Below are 20500 nucleotides of genomic sequence, written 5' to 3'. Positions count from 1 at the left end.
GCAGGACCACAGGAGCACGGGGATGAGATTTCTGAAGACGAAGCTGGCGGTGCTGGGCGCCGCCTTGGTGGTGGCGGCTTGCGGCGGCGGCGGTGCGGGTGACCAGCACCCGCGCGTCCCGTTCACGGCTTTGGTGTCGTTCGGCGACAGCCTGAGCGACGTCGGCAACGAGAAGGTCGGCACGATCGCGGCCGTCGGCGGCGGCAAGTGGACGGTGAACAGCCCGACGGCCCGCAACTGGACGGAGTGGATCGCGGCGGACATCGGCGCATCGGCGCCCTGCGCGGCGCAAACGGGCCTGCTGACCAACATCCCCGGCCTGACGGGGGCTGCCGTTGTGCAGCACACCGAATGCAACAACTACGCCGAAGGCAGCGCCCGCGTGTCGAACGTGTTCGGCCCGAACAGCGCGACGCTGCAGGCGGCCCCGTTCAGCCAGGTGAACCTGGGCCTCACGGCAACGCCGCTGACGGCGCAGGTGGCGAACTACCTGTCGCGCCACAACGGCGCGTTCAGCGGCACCGAACTGGTCACGGTGCTGGCCGGCGGCAACGACATCTTCATGAACGTCAACGCGGTCGGCGCCGCGGCCGGGGGCGGCGCGGGCGCGGTCGGCGCGGCGATCGCGGCCGGATGGGACGCCAGCACGCAAGGCGCCGTGGCGGGCGGTGGCGCCGCCGCCGTGCAGGCCGCCGCGACGGCGGCCGTCACGTCGATGGGCGTCGCGGGCGCGGAACTGGCGGGCCTCGTCAAGGCGCAGATGCTCGCCAAGGGCGCCAAGTACGTGGTGGTGGTGAACCTGCCCGACGTGACGCAGTCGCCGGGCTCGATGGCACTCGACGCGCAGACGCGCGGCCTGATCGGCCAGATGGTGCAGACCTTCAACGCCCAGCTGTCCGCCGGCCTGCAAGGCACCGGCGTCGTGTACGTGGACGCGTACACGCAGGGCCAGGACCAGATCGCGCACCCGCAGCAGTATTCGCTGGCGAATGTCACGACCGCCGCCTGCAGCAGCACGTCGCCCGCGAACCCGTTCGCGTCCGTGTCGGGCCGCTCGATCACCTGCTCCGAGGCCAGCGTCATCAGCGGCGACGTGACCCACTACCTGTTCGCCGACGACACCGGCCACCTCACGCCCTACGGCTACCAATTGCTCGCGCAATACGTCGCCGTGCAGATCGCCAAGGCCGGCTGGCTCTGAGCCCAGGAGAGAACAACATGAACAAGAAACTTGCCTTCATCGCCGCGGCATTTGCCGCTGCTGCCTGCGGCGCGCACGCGCAGCCGGCCGGCAGCCTGACGTTCCGCGTCGGCGCCACCATGATCAGCCCCGACGTCAGGAGCGGCGACCTGAGCGCGCCCAGCCTGCCCGGCACCAAGGTCGACGTGGGCGACAGCACGCAGCTGGGCGGCGGCATCACGTACATGGTCACCGACAACATCGCCATCGACCTGCCGCTGGCGCTGCCGTTCCGGCACGAGCTCACCGGCGACGGCGCCATCGCGGGCGCGGGCAAGATCGGCGAGGTGCGCTCGTTCCCGGTCACGCTGATCGCGCAGTGGCGCTTCGGCGCGGCCAACGCGCAGATGCGGCCGTACGTCGGCGCGGGCCTGACCTACGCCAAGACCTATCGCGAGCGCAGCACCGGCACGCTGTCGGCGCTGACGGGCGGTTCGCCCACGACCTTCAAGGTCGGCTCCAAGCTTGCGCCCACCCTCGCGGCGGGCCTCACCTACAACGTCAACGAGAAGTGGTTCGTGGAAGGCGTGGTGCACAAGACCTTCCTGAAGCAGACCGCGAAGCTGTCCACCGGGCAGTCGATCGACCTGAAGGTCGATCCGTGGGCGTTTTCCATCGGCGTCGGCACGCGCTTCAACTAGCGCGCAGCGACGGGAAGTACCGCGCGAGTTCCGCCAGGGACTCGCGCGCGTTCTTGTGGTGGATGAAGACGCCGCCGGCTTCCTCCCACAGGTGCCGGTGCTTCAAGGTGTCGTCCACCAGGACGTCGCCTTCGGAGCAGTGGTTGCGCTTGTCGACCGCCATCACCGTGAGGATCTTCGTGCCCGGGAAATGCCGCGCGGCCCAGCGCACCTTCTGGGGCGCCGCCCACTTGCCGATCGGCAAGCCGGTGAGGATCACCGGGTGCAGGTGCTTCACCGCCTCGAACAACGCCATCGCGTCGGGCATGAGCGGCAGGCTGCCGTAGAAGTCTGGGTGCGTGGCCAGCTTCTTCCAGAACGCGCCCTTGCCGCGCTGTTCCATGAATTCCTGCGGCCCCATGCCGAGCAGCTCGCGCGCGCCGGCGTCGAAGTCGGCGAGCACGCCGTCGCAGTCGAGGTACAGGCGCCTTTCCATCAGAACGAGGCAGGCTCCACGGTCACGTCCACCGGCTCGTCGAAGCGCTGCCAGCCGCGTGCGGCGATCACGTCGTTGCTCTCCTTCGCCTGGCGGCCCTCGGCGAGCGACCAGGTGATGTGGAAGGTGCCGCCGCCGGGGCGCGCCGTGGTGCCGTCGATCTCGACGACCACCGCTTCCACGCCGGCGCCGTCGTCGGCATGGCCGACGATGCGGCACGCCGCCGGCTTGGGCGGCGGCGTCGACGCAGCCACGTTGGCCGCGAGCGTGACGTGGTCGGCGATGGCCCTGGCGTAGCGCGGGCTGAAGCGCGTCAGCAGCGCGTCGCGCTGCGCCCGGTCCACCTTCCAGCCGATCACCATCCGCGCATCATCCCCGATTCCGCCGATTCACGGCCATGTACGCGAGGGCGGCCACGCCGCCGAGGACGGCGGCCTTGGCGATGAAGCCCTTGCGGTTGTAGCGCCACTCGGAGGCCAGCCCCATCTCCTTCCAGAGGTTGGGCACGTGCCCGTGCGCGAGGTCGTCGAGCAGGCCCTCGACCATGTTGATGCGGTCGGCGCCCAGCAAGATCAGCCAGTGGCGGATGTCGTTCTCGCTGTAGCGGAAGGCGGCGTCGCGCATCAGCCCCGACACGCCCGAAGGCCCGACGCTGGTGCCGAACACCGGCGTGATGCCGGGCCTCTCCGTGGAGTGGTGGATGCGGTGCGGCGCCGGGCGCTGGCGCTCGGGCTCGTGCCAATGCACGCCTTCCAGGCGCGGCGGCGTGCGCTCCTTCGGCACCGCGGGGCGGTTGGCCGGGTCCGCGTCGGCGCCCCAGCCGTCGATGTGCGCGGTGTCGCGATGCCGCTGCTGGCGCTCGGTGGGGTCGGTGCGCTCCACGTACGTGGGTGCGCCGTTGGCGGTCGAAGGGGTGGTGGTGACGTCCATGGCGCCCTCCTTCAATGCACCGCCGCGCCGCGCGGCACGATGATGGGCTTGATGATGCCGTCGAGCTTGCTCGAGAACATGTGGTACGCGTCGGGCACGTCCTCCAGAGCGAAGCGGTGCGTGATGATCTCGCTGGGCTTGAGGCGCCCCGCCTTCACGTGCTCGATCAGCCGTGGCAGGTGGCGCTTCACGGACGCCTGGTTGGCGCGCAGCGTCAGGCCCTTGTTCACCACGTTGCCGATCGGGACCATGTTGAACGTGGGCCCGTACACGCCGACGATGGACACCGTGCCGCCCTTGCGCACGGAGTTGATCGCCCAGTGCAGGGCCGTGGCCGCGCCCGCCTGCAACTTGAGCTTGACGCCGGTGAGGTGCTGCAGCGCGCTGCCCATTGCCTCGGCCCCGACGGCGTCGATGCAGACGTCGGCGCCCAGCCAGTCGGTCATGCGCTTGATGTGCATCGCCATGTCGCCGACCTCGCGGAAGTCGACGACCTCGCACTGGGCCCAGCGCTTGGCGAACTCTAGGCGGTAGTCGAGGTGGTCGACCACGATCACGCGGCCTGCGCCCATCAGCCACGAGGATTTCGCGGCCAGCAGGCCGATGGGCCCGGCGCCGAACACCACGACGGTGTCGCCTTGCCGGATATCGCCCATCTCGGCGGCCTGGTAGCCCGTGGGGCAGACGTCCGTGAGCAGCGCCGCGTCCTCGACGTCCATCCAGTCGGGGATGATGGTCGGGCCCACGTCGGCCATCGGCACGCGCACGAATTCCGCCTGGCCGCCGTCGTAGCCACCGGTGGTGTGCGAGTAGCCGAAGATGCCGCCCGCGGCGGTGGCCTGCGGGTTGACGTTGTGGCAGTTGCTGTACAGCTCCTTCTGGCAGAAGAAGCACGTGCCGCAGAAGATGTTGAAGGGCACCAGCACGTGGTCGCCCTTCTTCAGGTTCTGCACGGACGGGCCGACGGCCTCGACGATGCCCGTGAACTCGTGGCCGAAGGTCATGCCCACGCGGGTGTCGGGCACGAGGCCGTGGTACAGGTGCAGGTCGGAGCCGCAGATGCACGAGCGCGTCACGCGCACGATCGCATCGTTGGGGTGTTCGATCTCGGGCTCCTGCTTGTGCGCGACGCGCACGCGGTAGGGCCCGCGGTAGTTCATGGCCAGCATGTGATCCTCATGGGGGTGGACGGCCATTCTCGGCAACGGAAGCGCGGCATTGGTTAGGATGGACGCACTCGGTAGCAAAGACACCCGGACGGAAGAGCCAGACGATGAAGACGGTGAGTTTGATCGGCGCCCCCACGGACGTGGGCGCCAGCGTGCGCGGCGCGGGCATGGGGCCCGACGCGCTGCGGGTGGCCGGCATCTACGACGCGCTGGTGGCGATGAAGCTCAAGGTCATCGACCACGGCAACCTCGCGGGCCCGCCGACGCCGTGGCTGCCGCCGCAGGGCGGCATCCGGCACCTGGAGGAAGTGGTCGCGTGGAACCGCAGCGTGTTCGACCGAGTCGCGGCCGTGCTCGCCGCCGGGCAGGTGCCGTTGCTCATGGGCGGCGACCATTGCCTGGCCATCGGCTCCATCAGCGCCGTCGCGCGCCACTGCCGCTATGCCAAGAAGAAGCTGCGCGTGATCTGGCTCGACGCGCACAGCGACGTCAACAACCCCACCATCAGCCCCTCGGGCAACCTGCACGGCATGCCGGTGTCGTGCCTGCTGGGCGAAGGGCCGAAGCAGCTGGTCGGCTGGAGCGGCGAGCCGCAGGCGCTGACGCGCGACGACATCGACTTCATCGGTATCCGCAGCGTGGATGCCGACGAGAAGCAGGCCATCCAGGCGCTGGAGCTGTCCGTGTTCGACATGCGGCACATCGACGAGCACGGCATGCGCAACACCATGATCGAGGCCCTGCACGACGTGGACGACGCCACGCACCTGCACGTGAGCTTCGACCTCGATTGCCTCGACCCGATGGACGCGCCGGGGGTGGGCACGGGCGTGCGCGGCGGGCCGACCTACCGCGAGATGCAGCTGTGCATGGAAATGATCGCGGACACGGGGCGGCTCGGGTCGCTCGACGTGGTCGAGATCAACCCGGCGCTGGACGTGCGCAACCGCACGGCGGAATTGGCGGTGGAATTCGTCGCCAGCCTGTTCGGCGCCTCGACGCTGGCGCGCTAGCGGCTTTCGGCGTCCGCGTCGACGTCGGCGTCGAGGTCCGTGAGCTCGTCGGCATCGACGTCGGCATCCGGGAAGCCCTCGCCCGACTGCAGCGCCTGCTCCTCGGCGCTCGCCACGATCACATGGTCGGGCAGGATGTCGCCGCCTTCGCGGCCTTCCGAGTCGGGCGTGACCGCGCCGCGTTCGCCCGTGCCGACGGCGTCGCTGTCGGCGTGCGCCTCGAACGTGCCGATGGCGTCGCTGCCGCTGTCTGAGTTGTCGCTGGGGCCCAGTGCGTCGGCATCGCGGCCGGACGGGTGGGCGGGCGCCTTTTCCGCGCCGAGGATGCTGCTGTAGGCCATGGTGTTCTCCGTTTGGGGTTGCGACAGTGTGGTGCGCGGGGCGCGGCGCGGCGGTCGTCTGCCGGGCAGCGCGCCTGTCGGACGGGGCCGACGGCCCCGCCTCGGCCTTGCCGCGCGGCGCCGATTCGGGCCCAATCGGCCGATGGGTTCCGTCTCACGCTTTCCACACGCGGCGCCGCCGGCGGCTTCGGCCAGCGGGCAGTTCGCCGCCGCCTTCGAGTTCTCGCCGATCGGCATGGCGCTGCTCGACCTGGATTCGCGCGGCGAACGCGTGAACCACGCGCTGTGCGAGATGTTCGGCTTCCGCGAGGCCGAACTCATCGGGAGGTCGGCCATCGAGATCAGCCATCCCGACGACGTCGAGGAGGACCGCCGCCTGCGCGCGCTGATGCTCTCGGGCGCCTTCCCCAGCTACGAGCGTGACAAGCGCTACTTGCACCGCACGGGCCGCATCGTGTGGACGCACATCAGCTGCAGCCTGGTGCACGACGAGGTGGGGCAGCCCTGGCGCTTCCTGCTCCAGGTGCAGGACATCACGCAGCGCAAGCTGGCCGAGGAGGCGCAGCGCGAAAGCGAGGAGCGCTACCGCGCCACCTTCGAGCGCGCCGCGCTCGGCATCCTGCACATCGGGCTGGACGGGCGCATCGTGCGCGTGAACGAGACGCTGTGCCGCATGCACGGCTACTCGCGCGAGGAACTGCTGGCGATGTCGGCCGACGACCTGCTGGCCGACCGGGGCGCCTCGCGCGTGCGCGACGTGCAGGCGCTGCTGGACGGGCGCATCTTCTCCTACACCGCGCGCCGCGAATTCATGCGCAAGGGCGGCGAGGTCTGGCCGGCGCGGGTGTCGGTCACGCTGGTGCGCAGCGAGCTCACGGCGCCGTACTTCGTGTCCATCGTCGAGGACCTGACGGAGCACGAGCGCGACCAGCAGCGCATCCGCGACCAGGCGCGCGAGCTGGCCCGCGTCAACGAGGAGCTCGAGGCGCGCATCGTGCGGCGCACGGCGCAGCTGGAGGAGAGCAACGCGCAGCTGCGCATCTTCGCCTACTCGCTGGCGCACGACCTGCGCGGCCCGCTGGCCAGCACCGACGGCTTCGCGCGCCAGCTCGAGCTGCTGCTGGGCGACCGGCTGGACGAGCGCGCCCGCCATTACCTGAACCGGGTGCGCGCGGGCGTGCACTCGATGTCCGACCTGACCGACGCGCTGCTGTCGCTGGCGAACCTGTCGCAGGAGCCCTTGCAGCAGGCCAGCGTGGACCTGTCGGCACTGGCGCGCGCATGGCTCGAGCGCATCCGCGAGCGCGAGCCGGCTCGGCGCGTGCAGGCCGCGATCGAGGACACGCCGCGCGTGCAGGGGGATGCGCGCCTGCTCGCGCTGCTGGTGGACAACCTCCTGGACAACGCGTGGAAGTTCACCTCGCGCCGCAGCGAGGCGCGCATCGCCTTCCGCGCCGAAGCCGGCGAAGGCGGGCCCGTGTTCGTGGTCGAGGACGACGGCGCCGGCTTCGATCCCGAGTACGCCGACAAGCTGTTCCTGCCGTTCCAGCGCCTGCACGGCGCGCAGGAGTTCACGGGCACCGGCATGGGCCTGGCGATCGTGCACCGCATCGCGCAGCGCCACGGCGGGCGCGTGTGGGCGAGCTCGCGGCCCGGCGAGGGCGCCACCTTCCGCTTCCAGGTCGGCACGGCCCCGCGTTAGGCCCGCGCCGGCAAGGTTTCCCCGCCTGCGCCGACAATCCCCCATCTTCGCGTGGAGGGATTCGAATGGCCGATTTCGATTGCGACCTGTTGGTCATCGGCGCCGGCAGCGGCGGCGTGCGCGCGGCGCGCATGGCGGCGCAGCGCGGCGCGCGCGTCGTCGTCGTCGAGGCCGCGCAGCTGGGCGGCACCTGCGTCAACGTCGGCTGCATCCCCAAGAAGCTGTACAGCTACGCGGCGCACTACGCCGAGGACTTCCGCGACGCCGCGGGCTTCGGCTGGAACGCCGGGCAGCCCCAGTTCGACTGGGCCAAGCTGCGCGCCAACCGCGCCCGGGAGATCGCGCGCCTGAACGGCGTGTATGCGCAACTGCTGGCCGGCGCCGGCGCGAAACTGGTGAACGGCTGGGCGCGCCTCACCGGCGCCCACGGCGTGCAGGTCACCACCGCGCAAGGCGACGAGCACGTCACCGCCCGCCACATCCTGGTGGCGACGGGCGGCCGCCCGAGCGTGCCGGAATTCCCGGGCCGCGAGCACGTCGTCACCTCCGACGGCATGTTCGACATCGATCCCTTCCCGAAGCGCCTGATGGTGGTGGGCGGCGGCTACATCGCCTGCGAGTTCGCGTCGATCTTCAACGGCCTCGCCGCGCGCGTCACGCAGCTGTACCGCGGCGAGCAGGTGCTGCGCGGGTTCGACGACGACGTGCGCGCGCACGTGGCGCAGGAGATGCGCAAGCACGGGGTCGAGCTGCACACGGGCGCGGACGTCGCGCGCATCGACAAGGGCGCGGCGGGCCTGGCGGTGTCGCTGGTCGACGGCCGGCGCGTGGAGGTCGACGCGGTGCTGTATGCGACGGGCCGCGTGCCGAACGTGGCGGGCCTGGGCCTGGGCGGCGCCGGGGTGTCGCAGGGCGTCAACGATGCGATCGTCGTCGACCGCCACGGCACCACCAACGTGCCGTCCATCCATGCCGTCGGCGACGTGACCGCCCGCCTCCAGCTCACGCCCGTGGCGCTCGCCGAAGCGATGGCGCTGGTCGACCACCTGTTCGGCGACGGCCAGCGCCGCATGTCCTACGAGTACGTGCCGACGGCGGTGTTCACCACGCCCAGCATCGGCACCGTCGGCTACTCCGAAGCCCGCGCGCGCCAGCTGTTCGACAAGGTGCGCATCTACCGCAGCGAGTTCAAGGCGCTCAAGCACACCTTGTCCGGCAACAGCGAGCGCACGCTGATGAAGCTGGTGGTCGAGGACGAGACCGACCGCGTCGTCGGCCTGCACATGGTCGGCGCCGATGCCGGCGAGATCGTGCAGGGCTTCGCGGTGGCGATGAAGGCCGGCGCGACCAAGGCGGTGTTCGACGCGACGATCGGCATCCACCCCACGGCGGCAGAAGAGTTCGTGACGATGCGCGAGCCGGTGCCCCAGCCGTAAGGACGCAAAGGAGTCCACGTCCTACGCCACGCTGAGCCTCGCGCTGCGTACGCTGCGCTCTCCCCAACAAGGAGAGTACTCATGCAGATCAACGACATCAAGCAACGCATCGACGGCATCGAGGAAGCGGCCGACGAAGCCAAGCGCGCGGCGAAGGCCGCGCCCGGCCAGCTGCAGCAATCGGTCGAGGCCCTGCACCAGCAGGCGCGCCAGGCCCAGCAGGCCTGCAGCTCCGGCAGTTCGCAGCAGCAGGGCGACGCGTCGCAGCTGCGCGATCCCGTCATGCAGCTGGAGCAGGCGGCCGACCGCGCGTTGCAGGCCTGCAAGCAGGCGGGCAACGTCGACCCGCAGCTGAAGCAGGCCATCGAGCGCACGCACCAGCAGGCCTCGCAGCTGAAAAAGCAGCTGCAGATGGGTTAATCGCTACGCGAGCAACGCCACGTTGCCGCCGGCGGCGGTGGTGTTGATCGTGACCGTCTGCTCCGCGCAGAAACGGTACAGGTAGTGCGGGCCGCCGGCTTTCGGGCCGGTGCCCGACAAGCCTTCGCCGCCGAAGGGCTGCACGCCCACCACGGCGCCGATGATGTTCCGGTTCACATAAACGTTGCCACAGCGCGCGCGGCACGCGAGCGCATCCGCGCGCGTGTCGATGCGCGTCTGGATGCCCAGCGTCAGGCCATAGCCGAGCGCATTGATCTCGTCGATCAACGCCTGCGGGTCGCCCTTCCAGCGCACGATGTGCAGCACCGGGCCGAAGATCTCCTGCTTCACGTCGGCGACGGACTTCACTTCGAATGCCTGCGGCGCGATCAGCCGCGAACCGGGCGCGAACGCGCTCGGCGGCAGCAAGGGGCGCGCCTCGGCGTGCAGGCGCTTGACGTGGCGCATCAGGTTTTCCCACGCCTCGCCGTCGATCACCGGGCCGACGTCGGTGCGCAGTTGCGCCGGGTCGCCGGTGACAAGTTCGCGCGCCGCGCCCTGGATCATCTCGATCACGCCGTCGGCGATGCCTTCGTGCACGCACAGCAGGCGCAGCGCCGAGCAGCGCTGGCCCGCGGAGCGGAAGGCGCTTTGCACGACCGCGTCCGCGACCTGCTCGGGCAGGGCGGTGGAGTCGACCACCATCGCGTTGATGCCGCCGGTCTCGGCGATGAGCGGCACGATGGGCCCGTCCTTGGCGGCGAGCGTGCGGTTGATGATCTTCGCCACCTGCGTGGACCCGGTGAAGACGACACCGGCGATGCGCGGATGTTCGACCAGCGCGGCGCCGACCGTTTCGCCGGGCCCGTGCAGCAGTTGCAGCGCGTCGCGCGGCACGCCCGCGGCGTGCAGCAGCTTCACCGCTTCGAGCGCGATGGCCGGTGTCTGTTCGGCGGGCTTGGCCAGCACCGTGTTCCCGGTGGCGAGCGCGGCGGCGACCTGCCCCGTGAAGATCGCAAGCGGGAAGTTCCACGGGCTGATGCACACCCACGGCCCGCGCGGCAGCAGGCGCAGCACGTTGCTCTCGCCCGTGGGGCCCGGCAGGTCGGCCGGCTGCATGATGCGCTCGGCCTCGTTGGCGTAGTAGCGCAGGAAGTCCACGGCCTCGCGCACCTCGGCCACGGCGTCGCCCCAGGTCTTGGCCGCTTCCTTGACGATCACCGCGCACAGCTGCGGCAGGCGCTCGTCCATCGCGTCGGCGGCAGCGCGCAGGATGCGCGCGCGGCTGGCCACCGGCGTGTCGGCCCAGCCGTGGAAGGCGGCGAGCGAGCTCTGCACGGCGTCGGCCGTGCGCGCCGGGTCGAATTCGGCGACAGCCGCGACGGGCGTCGTCGCGTACGCCTCGAGCAGCGGCGCGCGCATCTGCGGCACGGTGAGGTCCGCGCCGGTGCTGTTCGCGCGGTCCGCGCCATACAGCTGCGGCGGCAGGGGCAGCGACCGCTTCGCCTCCAGGTGCAGCGGCGAGTCCAGCAGTTCGTCCATGCCCACGGATTCGTCCGCCAGCTGGTGCACGAAGGAGGAATTCGCGCCGTTCTCCAGCAGGCGGCGCACCAGGTAGGCGAGCAGGTCGCGGTGCTGGCCGACCGGCGCGTACACGCGGCAGGCGAGCCCGGGGTCCTTGAGCACTTCGCGGTAGATGCCTTCGCCCATGCCGTGCAGGCGCTGCAGCTCGAACGTCGCGCCAGCCGCGCGCGCCATCTGCACGATGGCCGCGAGGGTGCCGGCGTTGTGCGTGGCGAACTGCGGGTAGATCACGTCCTGCGCCGCGAACAAGGCGCGCGCGCAAGCCAGGTAGGAGACGTCGGTGTGGTGCTTGTGCGTGAACACCGGGTAGTGCGGCAGCCCCATCTCCTGCGCGCGCTTGATCTCCGCATCCCAGTAGGCGCCCTTGACCAGGCGGCACATCAGGCGGATGCCGTGGCGGCGCGCGATGCCGGCCACCGATTCGATCAGCTCCAGCGCGCGCGTCTGGTAGGCCTGCAGCGCCAGGCCGAAGCCCTGCCACTGCGGATGGTGGCGGGCCACCTGCGCCGCGAGCGCCTCGAACACGTCCAGCGAAATCTCGAGGCGGTCGACTTCCTCGGCGTCGATGGTGAGGTTGATGTTGGCGCGCGCGGCCTGCTGCGCCAGCTGCCACACGCGCGGCACGAGTTCGCCCAGCACGCGGTCGCGCTGCAGGGCTTCGTAGCGCGGGTGCAGCGCCGACAGCTTGATCGAGATGCCGTCGTTGCGTTCGACCGGCCCGCGCGCGTCGGCGCGCGAGGCGATCGCCTCGATCGCGTGCGTGTAGCTCGCGAGGTAGCGCTGCGCATCGTGTTCGGTGCGTGCGCCTTCGCCCAGCATGTCGAACGAGAAGCGCAGGTTCGGCAGGTCGCGGCGCGCGTCGTTCGCGGCATCCATCGCCTCGACGATGTCCTGTCCCAGCACGAACTGGCGGCCGAGCAGCTGCACGGCGCGCAACGTGGCGGCGACGACGGTGCGTGCGCCCAGGCGGCCGAGAAGCCCCGGCTCGGTTTCATGCGGCAGCAGTTTCTTGGACATGGAGATCGCCGCCTGCGACAGGCGCGCCAGCGCGCCGTCGGCCGCGCCCTCGAAGTCCGCGCGCCCCAGTTGGTCCGCCGTGAGCGCGATCGCGGTTTCCGCGTCCGGCACGCGCAGCAGCGCCTCGGCCAGCCGCATCAGCGCCAGGCCCTCGGCCGAGGAGATCGGGTATTCCTTCAGCAGGCTTTCCATCGCCCAGAACGGCGGCGGGTTCCTGCGCACGGCGGCGACCCAGGGTTTGGCGTTTTCCGCCGCGGCGGGCCAATTCAGCGCGGCTTCGAGCGAGGCGAGCCGGTGGCGCACCACGTCGGCTTCGGGTCGGTAGGGGGTGGGCAGGCGCTGGGCCTCCGGCGGGGCAGGGGTGTCCATGCCGGTATCGTCCCGGTTTCCGTGGTGAGTTTTGCGCTAAATTCCGGGAATCGGACGAATGATTCACTATCGATGGCCGCCGAAACCTCCGATCTGGACAAGATCGACCTGAAAATCCTGGACGTCCTGCAGCGCGACGGTCGCCTGTCCAACCTGAAGCTGGCCGAGGCGGTGGCGCTCTCACCGACGGCGGTGCTGGCGCGCGTGCAGCGCCTGACGCGCGAGGGCTACATCCTGGGCTACGAGGCGCGGCTGAACCCGCTGAAGCTGGGCGCCGGCATGCTGGTGTTCGTGGAGGTGCTGCTGGATCGCACGACGCCCAATGTGTTCGAGGCCTTCAACGCCGCGGTGCAGGTGCGCGGCGAGATCATGGAGTGCCACATGGTGGCGGGCGGCTTCGACTACCTGCTCAAGACGCGCATGGCGGACATGCAGGCCTACCGCGAATTCGCGGGCACGGTGCTGTGGCAGCTGCCCGGCGTGCGCGAGACGCGCACCTATGCCGTGATGGAAGAGGTCAAGAGCACCACGCGCCTGCCGCTGGCGCGCTAGCGCGCGTGCGCGGACATGTTCGCGATCTGCATGCGGGCGCGCGTTTCCGCGGTTTCCATCGCATGCTCCGGCGAATCGGCCAGGTGTTCCGAGCTGAACTTCGCGCAGGCGCGGGCTTGCCAGTAGTCCTCGGGCCGGGCCAGGCAGAGCTTGGCGAACCCCAGGTAGCGGTCACCGAGTTCGCCCATCTCGCAGGCATAGCTGGCGATGTAATAGCCCTTGATCGGGCCCACCACGCGCTCGTTCATGTTGTGCTCCCAACGACATCCCGCCTCAACCGTACACCTCGTTACGGTTTGCCCTTGTAGGACGGCACCCCCATGGGCAAGTAGGACAACACCGCGCCGGCGCGGGCCTCGCCACAATCGCGCCCATGACGACCTACCTGCTCGCCCTGGACCAGGGCACATCCAGCTCCCGCAGCATCGTCTTCGACGCCGGCGGCCGCATCGTCGCCCTGGCGCAGGAGGAGCTGCCCCAGATCTACCCGCAACCCGGCTGGGTCGAGCACGACCCGCGCGAGATCTGGCGCACGCAGCTGGCCACCGCGAAGGCGGCGCTGGCGCAGGCGAAGGTCGACGCCAGGGCGATCCGCGCCATCGGCATCACCAACCAGCGCGAGACCACGTTGCTGTGGAACCGCAAGACCGGCCAGCCGATCCACCACGCGATCGTGTGGCAGGACCGGCGCGGCGAACCGATGTGCGCGAAGCTGCGCAAGGACGGCAAGGAGGCCTTGATCCGTGAACGCACGGGCCTGCTGGTCGACTCGTACTTCAGCGCGACCAAGGCCGCGTGGCTGTTGGAGAACGTGTCCGGCGCGCGCGCCCAGGCCGAGCGCGGCGAACTGGCGTTCGGCACCGTGGACACATGGCTGATGTGGCAGCTCACGGGCGGGGCGCTGCATGCCACCGACGTGACGAACGCGTCGCGCACCATGCTGTTCAACGTGCGCGAGAACCGCTGGGACGAAGAGCTGCTGGCGCTGTTCGGCGTTCCTTCGTCGCTGATGCCGAAGGTGCTGCCGTCGTCGGCGGCCTACGGCGAAACGCTGGCCTCGGTGCTGGGCGCGCCCATCGCCATCGGCGGCGTCGCGGGCGACCAGCAGGCCGCGCTCTTCGGGCAGGCGTGCTTTCGCGAAGGCATGGCCAAGAACACCTACGGCACCGGCTGCTTCCTGCTGATGAACACCGGCGCGAAATTCCAGCAGTCGCAAAACGGCCTGCTCACCACCAGCGCCGCGCAGCTGGGCGCGCAGCCCGAGTACGCGCTGGAAGGCAGCGTGTTCGTCGGCGGCGCGGTCGTGCAATGGCTGCGCGACGGGCTGAAGGCGATCTCCAGCAGTGCGCAGGTGCAGTCGCTGGCCGAGAGCGTGCCCGACGCCGGTGGCGTGATGATGGTGCCGGCCTTCACGGGCCTGGGCGCGCCCTACTGGAAGCCCGATGCCCGCGGCACGATCACGGGCCTGTCGCGCGGCACCACCGTGGCCCACATCGCGCGGGCGGCCCTGGAGAGCATCGCCTACCAGAGCACGGCGCTGCTGCAGGCCATGAGCCGCGACGCGGTGGCCGCCGGCGCGGCGCCCGTGAGCGAATTGCGCGTGGACGGCGGCGCGGCGGTGAACGACCTGCTGATGCAGTTCCAGGCCGACCTGCTGGGCATCCCCGTCGTGCGGCCGGCCGTGACCGAAACCACGGCGCTGGGTGCGGCGTACCTGGCGGGCCTGTCCAGCGGCGTCTGGCGCGGCGTCGACGAGCTGTCCGCGCAATGGCGCGTCGAGCGCCGCTTCACGCCGGCGCTGGACCGCGCCCGCGCCGGCGAGCTCATGCAGCGCTGGGAACACGCCGTGCGGCAGGCGTCGCTGGCCTGACACACACGGGGTTAGCGCGGATTTCGCGCAGGCACGCGGCGGGCGCAGAATTCGCGTCTTCGTATTCGGGGGATCCCATGACCAAGCGCCTTCTCGCCGCGGCCGCACTGCTGGCGGCCGCACCGTTCGCATTCGCGCAGTCCATGAAGCCGGGGCTGTGGGAAATCTCGAACAAGATGCAATCGTCCAGCGGCCAGATGGAGCAGGGCATGGCGCAGATGCAGCAGCAGATGGCCAACATGCCGCCCGAGCAGCGCAAGATGGTCGAGGACATGATGAAGCAGCGCGGCATGAGCATGGGCGGCGGCTCCGGCGGCGGCATGACCGTGAAGTTCTGCATGAGCAAGGAGATGGCCGAGCGCAGGGAGATCCCGTCGCAGCGCGGCGACTGCAAGACCACGCGCCAGCAGATGACGGGCAACACGATGAAGATGGCCTTCACCTGCACCAACCCGCCGTCCAGCGGCGAGGGCGAGGTGACCTTCCAGGGGCCCGAGGCCTACCAGATGAAGATGGTGGTGCACACCCAGGTGCAGGGCAAGCCCGAGACGGTGAACATGCAGGGCTCGGGCCGCTGGCTGGGCGCCGACTGCGGCGACATCAAGCCGATGGCCGCGCCCCAAAAATAGCGGTCCCCACCCGCACCATCGTGCTGCCGGCGGCGATGGCCGCCTCGAGGTCGGCGGTCATGCCCATGGACAGCGTGTCCAGCGCCAGCCCGGCGCCGCGCAGCTCGTCGAAGAGCGCACGCGCGCGGGCGTGGACGGCCTTCTGGGCGGCGAAGTCCGCGGCCGGTTCGGGGATCGTCATCAGCCCGCGCAGCTTCAGCCGTGGCAGCTGCGCCACTTCCCGCGCCAGCGCCAACGCTTCCTGCGGCGGCACGCCCGACTTGGACGGGCCGCCATCGATGTTGACCTGGATGCACACCTGCAGCGGCGGCAGGCCTTCGGGCCGCTGCTCCGACAGGCGCTGCGCGATCTTCAGGCGGTCCACGGTCTGCGCCCAGGCGAAATGCGCGGCCACCAGGCGCGTCTTGTTGCTCTGGATCGGGCCGATGCAATGCCACTCGATCGGCAGGTCGGCCAGCAGGGCGGCCTTCTCCACCGCTTCCTGGATGTAGTTCTCGCCGAAGGCGCGCTGCCCGGCGGCGAAGGCCTCGCGCACCGCTTCGGGCCCGAAGGTCTTGGCCACCGCCAGCAGCGTGACATCTTCCACGCGGCGTTGGGCGCCCGCACAGGCGGTGGAGACCCTCTCCCGGACACGCTGGAGGTTGTCTGCAATCGTGGTCATAATGGTTCAGGCACGGTCGCGCCGTCTGGCGGCCGGCTGGTCATCGAAGAGGGATTTGTGGATATTACCCAGCTGTTGGCGTTCAGCGTCAAGAACAAGGCCTCGGACCTGCACCTGTCCGCCGGCCTCCCGCCCATGATCCGCGTGCATGGCGACGTGCGGCGCATCAACGTCGACGCGCTCGACCACAAGGCCGTGCACTCCATGGTGTACGACATCATGAACGACACGCAGCGCAAGCAGTACGAGGAATTCCTCGAGTGCGACTTCTCGTTCGAGATCGACGGCCTGGCGCGCTTCCGCGTCAACGCCTTCAACCAGAACCGCGGCGCCGGCGCCGTCTTCCGGACGATTCCGTCGAAGATCCTGTCGCTGGAGCAGCTCAACGCGCCCAAGATCTTCCAGGACCTCGCGCTCAAGCCGCGCGGGATGGTGCTGGTGACGGGCCCCACGGGCTCGGGCAAGTCGACCACGCTCGCGGCCATGATCAACCACCTGAACGAAACCGAGTACGGGCACATCCTCACGGTGGAAGACCCGATCGAATTCGTGCACGAGTCGAAGAAGTGCCTGGTGAACCAGCGCGAGGTCGGGCCGATGACGCTGTCGTTCCAGGCCGCGCTGAAGTCGGCGCTGCGCGAGGACCCGGACTGCATCCTGGTGGGCGAAATGCGCGACCTGGAGACGATTCGCCTCGCGATGTCCGCCGCGGAGACGGGCCACCTGGTGTTCGGCACGCTGCACACCTCGTCGGCCGCCAAGACCATCGACCGGATCATCGACGTGTTCCCCGCGGAAGAAAAGGAAATGATCCGCGCGATGCTGTCCGAATCGCTACAGGCCGTCGTGTCGCAGACGCTGTGCAAGACCAAGGACGGCGCGGGCCGCGTGGCGGCGCACGAGATCATGCTGGGCACCTCGGCCATCCGCAACCTGATCCGCGAAGCGAAGGTGGCGCAGATGTACTCCGCCATCCAGACCGGCAACAGCTTCGGCATGCAGACCCTGGACCAGAACCTGTCGGACCTGGTCAAGCGCAACGTCATCAGCCCGGCCGAAGCGCGCAGCAAGGCCAAGATCCCCGAGAACTTCCCGGGTTGATTTCTAGAGAAGGACCGTCATGGAACGCGACCAGGCATCGAAATTCATCAACGACCTGCTCAAGCTCATGGTCAGCCGCAACGGGTCCGACCTGTTCATCACGGGCGACTTCCCGCCGGCCATCAAGGTCGACGGCAAAGTCACCAAGGTGTCGCCGCAGCCGCTGACGGCGGCGCACACGCTGGCTCTGGCGCGTTCGATCATGAACGACAAGCAGGCTTCCGAGTTCGAGCGCACCAAGGAGTGCAACTTCGCCATCTCGCCGCCCGGCATCGGCCGCTTCCGCGTCAACGCCTTCGTGCAGCAGGGCAAGGTGGGCATGGTGCTGCGGGTGATCCCGACGAACCTGCCGACCATCGACGGCCTGGGCGTGCCGCAGGTGCTCAAGGAAGTGGTGATGTCGAAGCGCGGGCTGGTGGTGCTGGTGGGCGCGACGGGCTCGGGCAAGTCGACCACGCTCGCGGCCATGATCGACTGGCGCAACGAGAACAGCCAGGGCCACATCATCACGATCGAGGACCCGGTGGAATTCGTCCACCCGCACAAGAACTGCGTGGTGACGCAGCGCGAAGTGGGCCTGGACACCGACAACTGGGAAGCGGCGCTGAAGAACACGCTGCGCCAGGCGCCCGACGTGATCCTGATGGGCGAAATCCGCGACCGCGAGACGATGGAACACGCCATCGCCTTCGCCGAAACCGGTCACCTGTGCATGGCCACGCTGCACGCCAACAGCGCCAACCAGGCGCTGGACCGCGTGATCAACTTCTTCCCGGAAGAGCGCCGGCCGCAGCTGCTGATGGACCTGTCGCTCAACCTCAAGTCCTTCGTGTCGCAGCGCCTCGTGCCCAAGCAGGACGGCAAGGGCCGCCAGGCGGTGGTGGAGATCATGCTGAACTCCCCGCTCATCTCCGACCTGATCTTCAAGGGCGAAGTGTCCGAGATCAAGGAGATCATGAAGAAGAGCCGCAACCTGGGCATGCAGACCTTCGACCAGGCCCTCTTCGACGCCTTCGAGAACAACATCATCACGTTCGAGGATGCGCTGCGCAATGCGGACTCGATGAACGACCTGCGCCTGCAGATCAAGCTGAACTCGCAGCGCGCGAAGTCGTCCGACCTGTCGGCGGGCACCGAGAACTTCGCGATCGTCTGAGCGATCCGCCGCAACGAAAAGGGCGCCTTCCGGCGCCCTTTTTCATGGCCGCGGCGCTTACTGCCGCACCTTCCCCTTGCCGCCCAGGATCGTCATCTCGACGAACTTCGAGCCCGCGCGGATGTCCGGCCGGTACGCCACCGAGTAGCCGCCCATGTCGTAGTAGTCCATGCGGCCCAGCGCCTCGATGGTCTTGTCGCGGCTGACCTCCTTGCCCTGGCGGCGCACGGCCTCGATGATCACCTTGCCGGCGATGTAGCCTTCCATCATCGCGTAGCTCACCGGCACTTCGAGCGTGCCGGCCTTCGCGACCGCATCGGCGAATTCCTTGCCGATCTTGCTGGACATCTTGAAGGGGCTGGGCACGGCCTGCGCGATCGAGATGCCCTGCACCTGTTCGTCCTTGAGCTTGGAGCCGAGCTGTTCCGGATCGACGCCGGAATTGGCGAACAGCGCGGCATGGCCGCCGGCTGCGCGGTACTGTTCGACGAACGCGGCGGCGGCGGCACCCGACGCGACCATCATGATCGCCTGCGGCTGCACCTTGATCATCGCCTGTACCGCCTGCTGCACGTTGGCCGTGCCGGCGGGGTACCCCGCCATCGCGGCGATCGTGACCTTGGCCTTCTGCGCCGCCTCGCCGGCGGAGGTCATGAGCGCGACGCCGCCGGGGCCCTGCTCGTACATGATCCCCAGCTTGGTGATGCCCATCGTGCCGAGGTGTTCCGAAACCTTGAACATCTCGTCGCGCAGGCTGGCGCGCACGTTGAAGAGGTTCTGCGTTTCGGGCCGGATCTGCGCGGCGCGCCAGCCGACCAGCGCGATGCGGTTCTTGTCCAGCACGCCCGAACGCGCGATGGTCTCGATGTTCGCGATGCCGAAGTAGCCCGCGAGCAACGTCGCCTTGTCCTGGTCGATGAGTTCCTGCGTGAGGCGCAGCGTCTCTTCGGGCTTGCCGGCGTCGTCCTTTCGCACCAGCGTGATCGTGTTGCCGTTGATCCCGGACTTGTTGGCGGCGTTGAACGCCACCTGCATGCCGGCCGCATAGGCCTTGGCCTGGTTGCCGTCGATGCCGGAGAACGGCGCGACCTGCCCCACCACCACCTGCGCGGCCTGCGCCGCGCCAACGAAAGTACCCAAAGCCAGCGCAAAGCCGGCCGCCCACTTCTGCATTGCAGTTCTCCTCGTGAGAGCCCCCAACGGACAGCTCGACCATACGATAAGCACAAAGCACGGCGGCATGGGGCCTTCCCTAGAATGCCGGAACACAAATCGAAGGAGAAGTCACGATGGCGTCCACGAACCCCAAGACCTACGAGCCCACCCCGGCGCGCTCCGTGGCTTTTCTCGGACTGGGCGTGATGGGCTATCCCATGGCGGGACACCTCGCGCTGGCCGGGCACGATGTGCGCGTCTACAACCGCAGCGCGGAAAAGTCACGCGCGTGGGCGGGCGAATTCAAGGGCTCGAGCGGCGCGACGCCGAAAGAGGCCGCAGCGGGGCGCGACATCGTTTTCTGCTGCGTCGGCAACGATGACGACCTGCGTTCGGTGGTCCTGGGCGACAACGGTGCGTTCGCGGGCATGAAGGCCGGTGCGACGTTCGTCGACCACACCACCGCGTCGGCGAACGTCGCGCGCGAGCTCTACGCCGAGGCGAAGAAGCGCGGCCTGAACTTCGTCGACGCGCCCGTCTCCGGCGGGCAGGCCGGCGCGCAGAACGGCATGCTCACGGTGATGTGCGGCGGCGATGCCGCGCCGTTCGAGGCCGCCAAGCCCGTGGCGATGGCGTTCTCGCGCGCCTTCACGCTGCTCGGCGGCAGCGGCTCGGGCCAGCTCGCGAAGATGGTGAACCAGATCGCCATCGCCGGCCTGGTGCAAGGCCTGTCGGAGGCGATCGCCTTCGGCCAGAAGGCGGGCCTGGACATGCAGCAGGTGCTGGAAGTGATCGGCAAGGGCGCCGCGCAGAGCTGGCAGATGGACAACCGCGGCAAGACGATGATCCAGGACAAGTTCGACTTCGGCTTCGCGGTCGACTGGATGCGCAAGGACCTGGGCCTGTGCCTGGAAGAGGCCAAGCGCAACGGCGCGCGCCTGCCGGTCACGGCGCTGGTCGACCAGTTCTATGCCGACGTGCAGCAGATGGGCGGCAGGAGGTTCGACACCTCCAGCCTGATCAAGCGCCTGCGCTGATC

21 protein-coding genes are annotated in these 20500 nt (G+C 69.3%); 12 read left to right on the top strand and 9 right to left on the bottom strand.

The features are described from left to right. Window positions 1-22: 22 nt before the first annotated feature. Both WG903_RS02145 and WG903_RS02140 read left to right on the top strand, forming a co-directional pair. Window positions 23-1201, top strand: a complete 1179-nt coding sequence (locus WG903_RS02145; RefSeq protein WP_340072549.1) for an SGNH/GDSL hydrolase family protein — start codon at window positions 23-25, stop codon at window positions 1199-1201. Between the two features lie 17 nt (window positions 1202-1218). Further along, complete coding sequence (locus WG903_RS02140; RefSeq protein ID WP_340072548.1) at window positions 1219-1881, top strand: OmpW/AlkL family protein; 663 nt, start codon at window positions 1219-1221, stop codon at window positions 1879-1881. On the opposite strand, the gene WG903_RS02135 is transcribed toward WG903_RS02140, so the two are convergent. The 4 genes from WG903_RS02135 to WG903_RS02120 are packed head-to-tail and all read right to left on the bottom strand — an operon-like array spanning window position 1874 to window position 4455. Further along, entirely contained in the window at window positions 1874-2356 is a 483-nt protein-coding gene (locus tag WG903_RS02135; protein ID WP_340072546.1) for a 5' nucleotidase, NT5C type, read from the bottom strand. The genes WG903_RS02140 and WG903_RS02135 overlap by 8 nt on opposite strands. Then, entirely contained in the window at window positions 2356-2718 is a 363-nt protein-coding gene (locus tag WG903_RS02130) for a hypothetical protein (protein WP_340072545.1), read from the bottom strand. The genes WG903_RS02135 and WG903_RS02130 overlap by 1 nt, the downstream gene beginning before the upstream one ends. A gap of 7 nt (window positions 2719-2725) precedes the next feature. Beyond that, a complete protein-coding gene (locus WG903_RS02125) occupies window positions 2726-3286 on the bottom strand; it encodes a hypothetical protein (protein ID WP_340072544.1) in 561 nt (186 codons plus the stop codon). 11 nt (window positions 3287-3297) lie between these two features. Next, window positions 3298-4455 (bottom strand): zinc-dependent alcohol dehydrogenase, encoded by a 1158-nt coding sequence (locus tag WG903_RS02120; RefSeq protein ID WP_340072543.1) that lies wholly within the window; start codon window positions 4453-4455, stop codon window positions 3298-3300. Between the two features lie 104 nt (window positions 4456-4559). Between WG903_RS02120 and rocF the strand changes: the two genes are divergently transcribed. After that, window positions 4560-5468 (top strand): arginase, encoded by a 909-nt coding sequence (rocF, locus tag WG903_RS02115; RefSeq protein ID WP_340072542.1) that lies wholly within the window; start codon window positions 4560-4562, stop codon window positions 5466-5468. Here rocF and WG903_RS02110 read toward each other — a convergent pair. Next, window positions 5465-5809, bottom strand: a complete 345-nt coding sequence (locus WG903_RS02110) for a hypothetical protein (RefSeq protein WP_340072541.1) — start codon at window positions 5807-5809, stop codon at window positions 5465-5467. The two genes, rocF and WG903_RS02110, sit on opposite strands and share 4 nt — an antisense overlap. A gap of 142 nt (window positions 5810-5951) precedes the next feature. On the opposite strand from WG903_RS02110, the gene WG903_RS02105 reads away from it, so the two are divergent. The 3 genes from WG903_RS02105 (at window position 5952) to WG903_RS02095 (ending at window position 9367) form a co-directional block, all read left to right on the top strand. After that, the gene (locus WG903_RS02105) at window positions 5952-7511 is read left to right on the top strand and encodes a sensor histidine kinase (RefSeq protein ID WP_340072540.1); all 1560 of its coding nucleotides are present in this window, start codon (window positions 5952-5954) and stop codon (window positions 7509-7511) included. Window positions 7512-7576: 65 nt separating this feature from the next. Then, window positions 7577-8947: a glutathione-disulfide reductase gene (gene gorA / locus WG903_RS02100; RefSeq protein WP_340072539.1), complete on the top strand. Its 1371-nt coding sequence runs from the start codon at window positions 7577-7579 to the stop codon at window positions 8945-8947. 81 nt (window positions 8948-9028) lie between these two features. Further along, window positions 9029-9367 (top strand): hypothetical protein, encoded by a 339-nt coding sequence (locus WG903_RS02095; protein ID WP_340072538.1) that lies wholly within the window; start codon window positions 9029-9031, stop codon window positions 9365-9367. Between the two features lie 3 nt (window positions 9368-9370). On the opposite strand, the gene WG903_RS02090 is transcribed toward WG903_RS02095, so the two are convergent. Continuing rightward, entirely contained in the window at window positions 9371-12337 is a 2967-nt protein-coding gene (locus WG903_RS02090) for an L-glutamate gamma-semialdehyde dehydrogenase (protein ID WP_340072536.1), read from the bottom strand. 72 nt (window positions 12338-12409) lie between these two features. Between WG903_RS02090 and WG903_RS02085 the strand changes: the two genes are divergently transcribed. Beyond that, entirely contained in the window at window positions 12410-12889 is a 480-nt protein-coding gene (locus WG903_RS02085; RefSeq protein WP_340072535.1) for an Lrp/AsnC ligand binding domain-containing protein, read from the top strand. Here the strand turns inward: WG903_RS02085 and WG903_RS02080 are convergent. Further along, the gene (locus tag WG903_RS02080; protein ID WP_340072534.1) at window positions 12886-13137 is read right to left on the bottom strand and encodes a hypothetical protein; all 252 of its coding nucleotides are present in this window, start codon (window positions 13135-13137) and stop codon (window positions 12886-12888) included. The two genes, WG903_RS02085 and WG903_RS02080, sit on opposite strands and share 4 nt — an antisense overlap. Before the next feature lie 125 nt (window positions 13138-13262). On the opposite strand from WG903_RS02080, the gene glpK reads away from it, so the two are divergent. Together glpK and WG903_RS02070 are read left to right on the top strand one after the other, a co-directional pair. Then, window positions 13263-14759, top strand: a complete 1497-nt coding sequence (glpK, locus tag WG903_RS02075) for a glycerol kinase GlpK (RefSeq protein ID WP_340072533.1) — start codon at window positions 13263-13265, stop codon at window positions 14757-14759. A 77-nt stretch (window positions 14760-14836) separates the two neighbouring features. Then, window positions 14837-15388: a DUF3617 domain-containing protein gene (locus tag WG903_RS02070; protein WP_340072532.1), complete on the top strand. Its 552-nt coding sequence runs from the start codon at window positions 14837-14839 to the stop codon at window positions 15386-15388. On the opposite strand, the gene WG903_RS02065 is transcribed toward WG903_RS02070, so the two are convergent. Beyond that, complete coding sequence (locus WG903_RS02065; protein ID WP_340072531.1) at window positions 15360-16049, bottom strand: YggS family pyridoxal phosphate-dependent enzyme; 690 nt, start codon at window positions 16047-16049, stop codon at window positions 15360-15362. The genes WG903_RS02070 and WG903_RS02065 overlap by 29 nt on opposite strands. A gap of 57 nt (window positions 16050-16106) precedes the next feature. Between WG903_RS02065 and WG903_RS02060 the strand changes: the two genes are divergently transcribed. Both WG903_RS02060 and WG903_RS02055 read left to right on the top strand, forming a co-directional pair. Next, window positions 16107-17150, top strand: a complete 1044-nt coding sequence (locus tag WG903_RS02060) for a type IV pilus twitching motility protein PilT (RefSeq protein ID WP_340072529.1) — start codon at window positions 16107-16109, stop codon at window positions 17148-17150. A 19-nt stretch (window positions 17151-17169) separates the two neighbouring features. After that, window positions 17170-18306 (top strand): PilT/PilU family type 4a pilus ATPase, encoded by a 1137-nt coding sequence (locus WG903_RS02055; protein WP_340072528.1) that lies wholly within the window; start codon window positions 17170-17172, stop codon window positions 18304-18306. A gap of 57 nt (window positions 18307-18363) precedes the next feature. Here WG903_RS02055 and WG903_RS02050 read toward each other — a convergent pair whose 3' ends face one another. Next, a complete protein-coding gene (locus WG903_RS02050) occupies window positions 18364-19479 on the bottom strand; it encodes an ABC transporter substrate-binding protein (protein ID WP_340072527.1) in 1116 nt (371 codons plus the stop codon). A 116-nt stretch (window positions 19480-19595) separates the two neighbouring features. Between WG903_RS02050 and WG903_RS02045 the strand changes: the two genes are divergently transcribed. Beyond that, window positions 19596-20498, top strand: a complete 903-nt coding sequence (locus tag WG903_RS02045) for an NAD(P)-dependent oxidoreductase (RefSeq protein WP_340072526.1) — start codon at window positions 19596-19598, stop codon at window positions 20496-20498. Window positions 20499-20500 lie beyond the last annotated feature (2 nt).

It is taken from the genome of Ramlibacter sp. PS4R-6, assembly GCF_037572775.1.
Classification (GTDB): domain Bacteria; phylum Pseudomonadota; class Gammaproteobacteria; order Burkholderiales; family Burkholderiaceae_C; genus Ramlibacter.
Note: the sequence above shows the minus strand (reverse complement) of the source record. Positions and strands in the feature narration are given on the sequence as shown.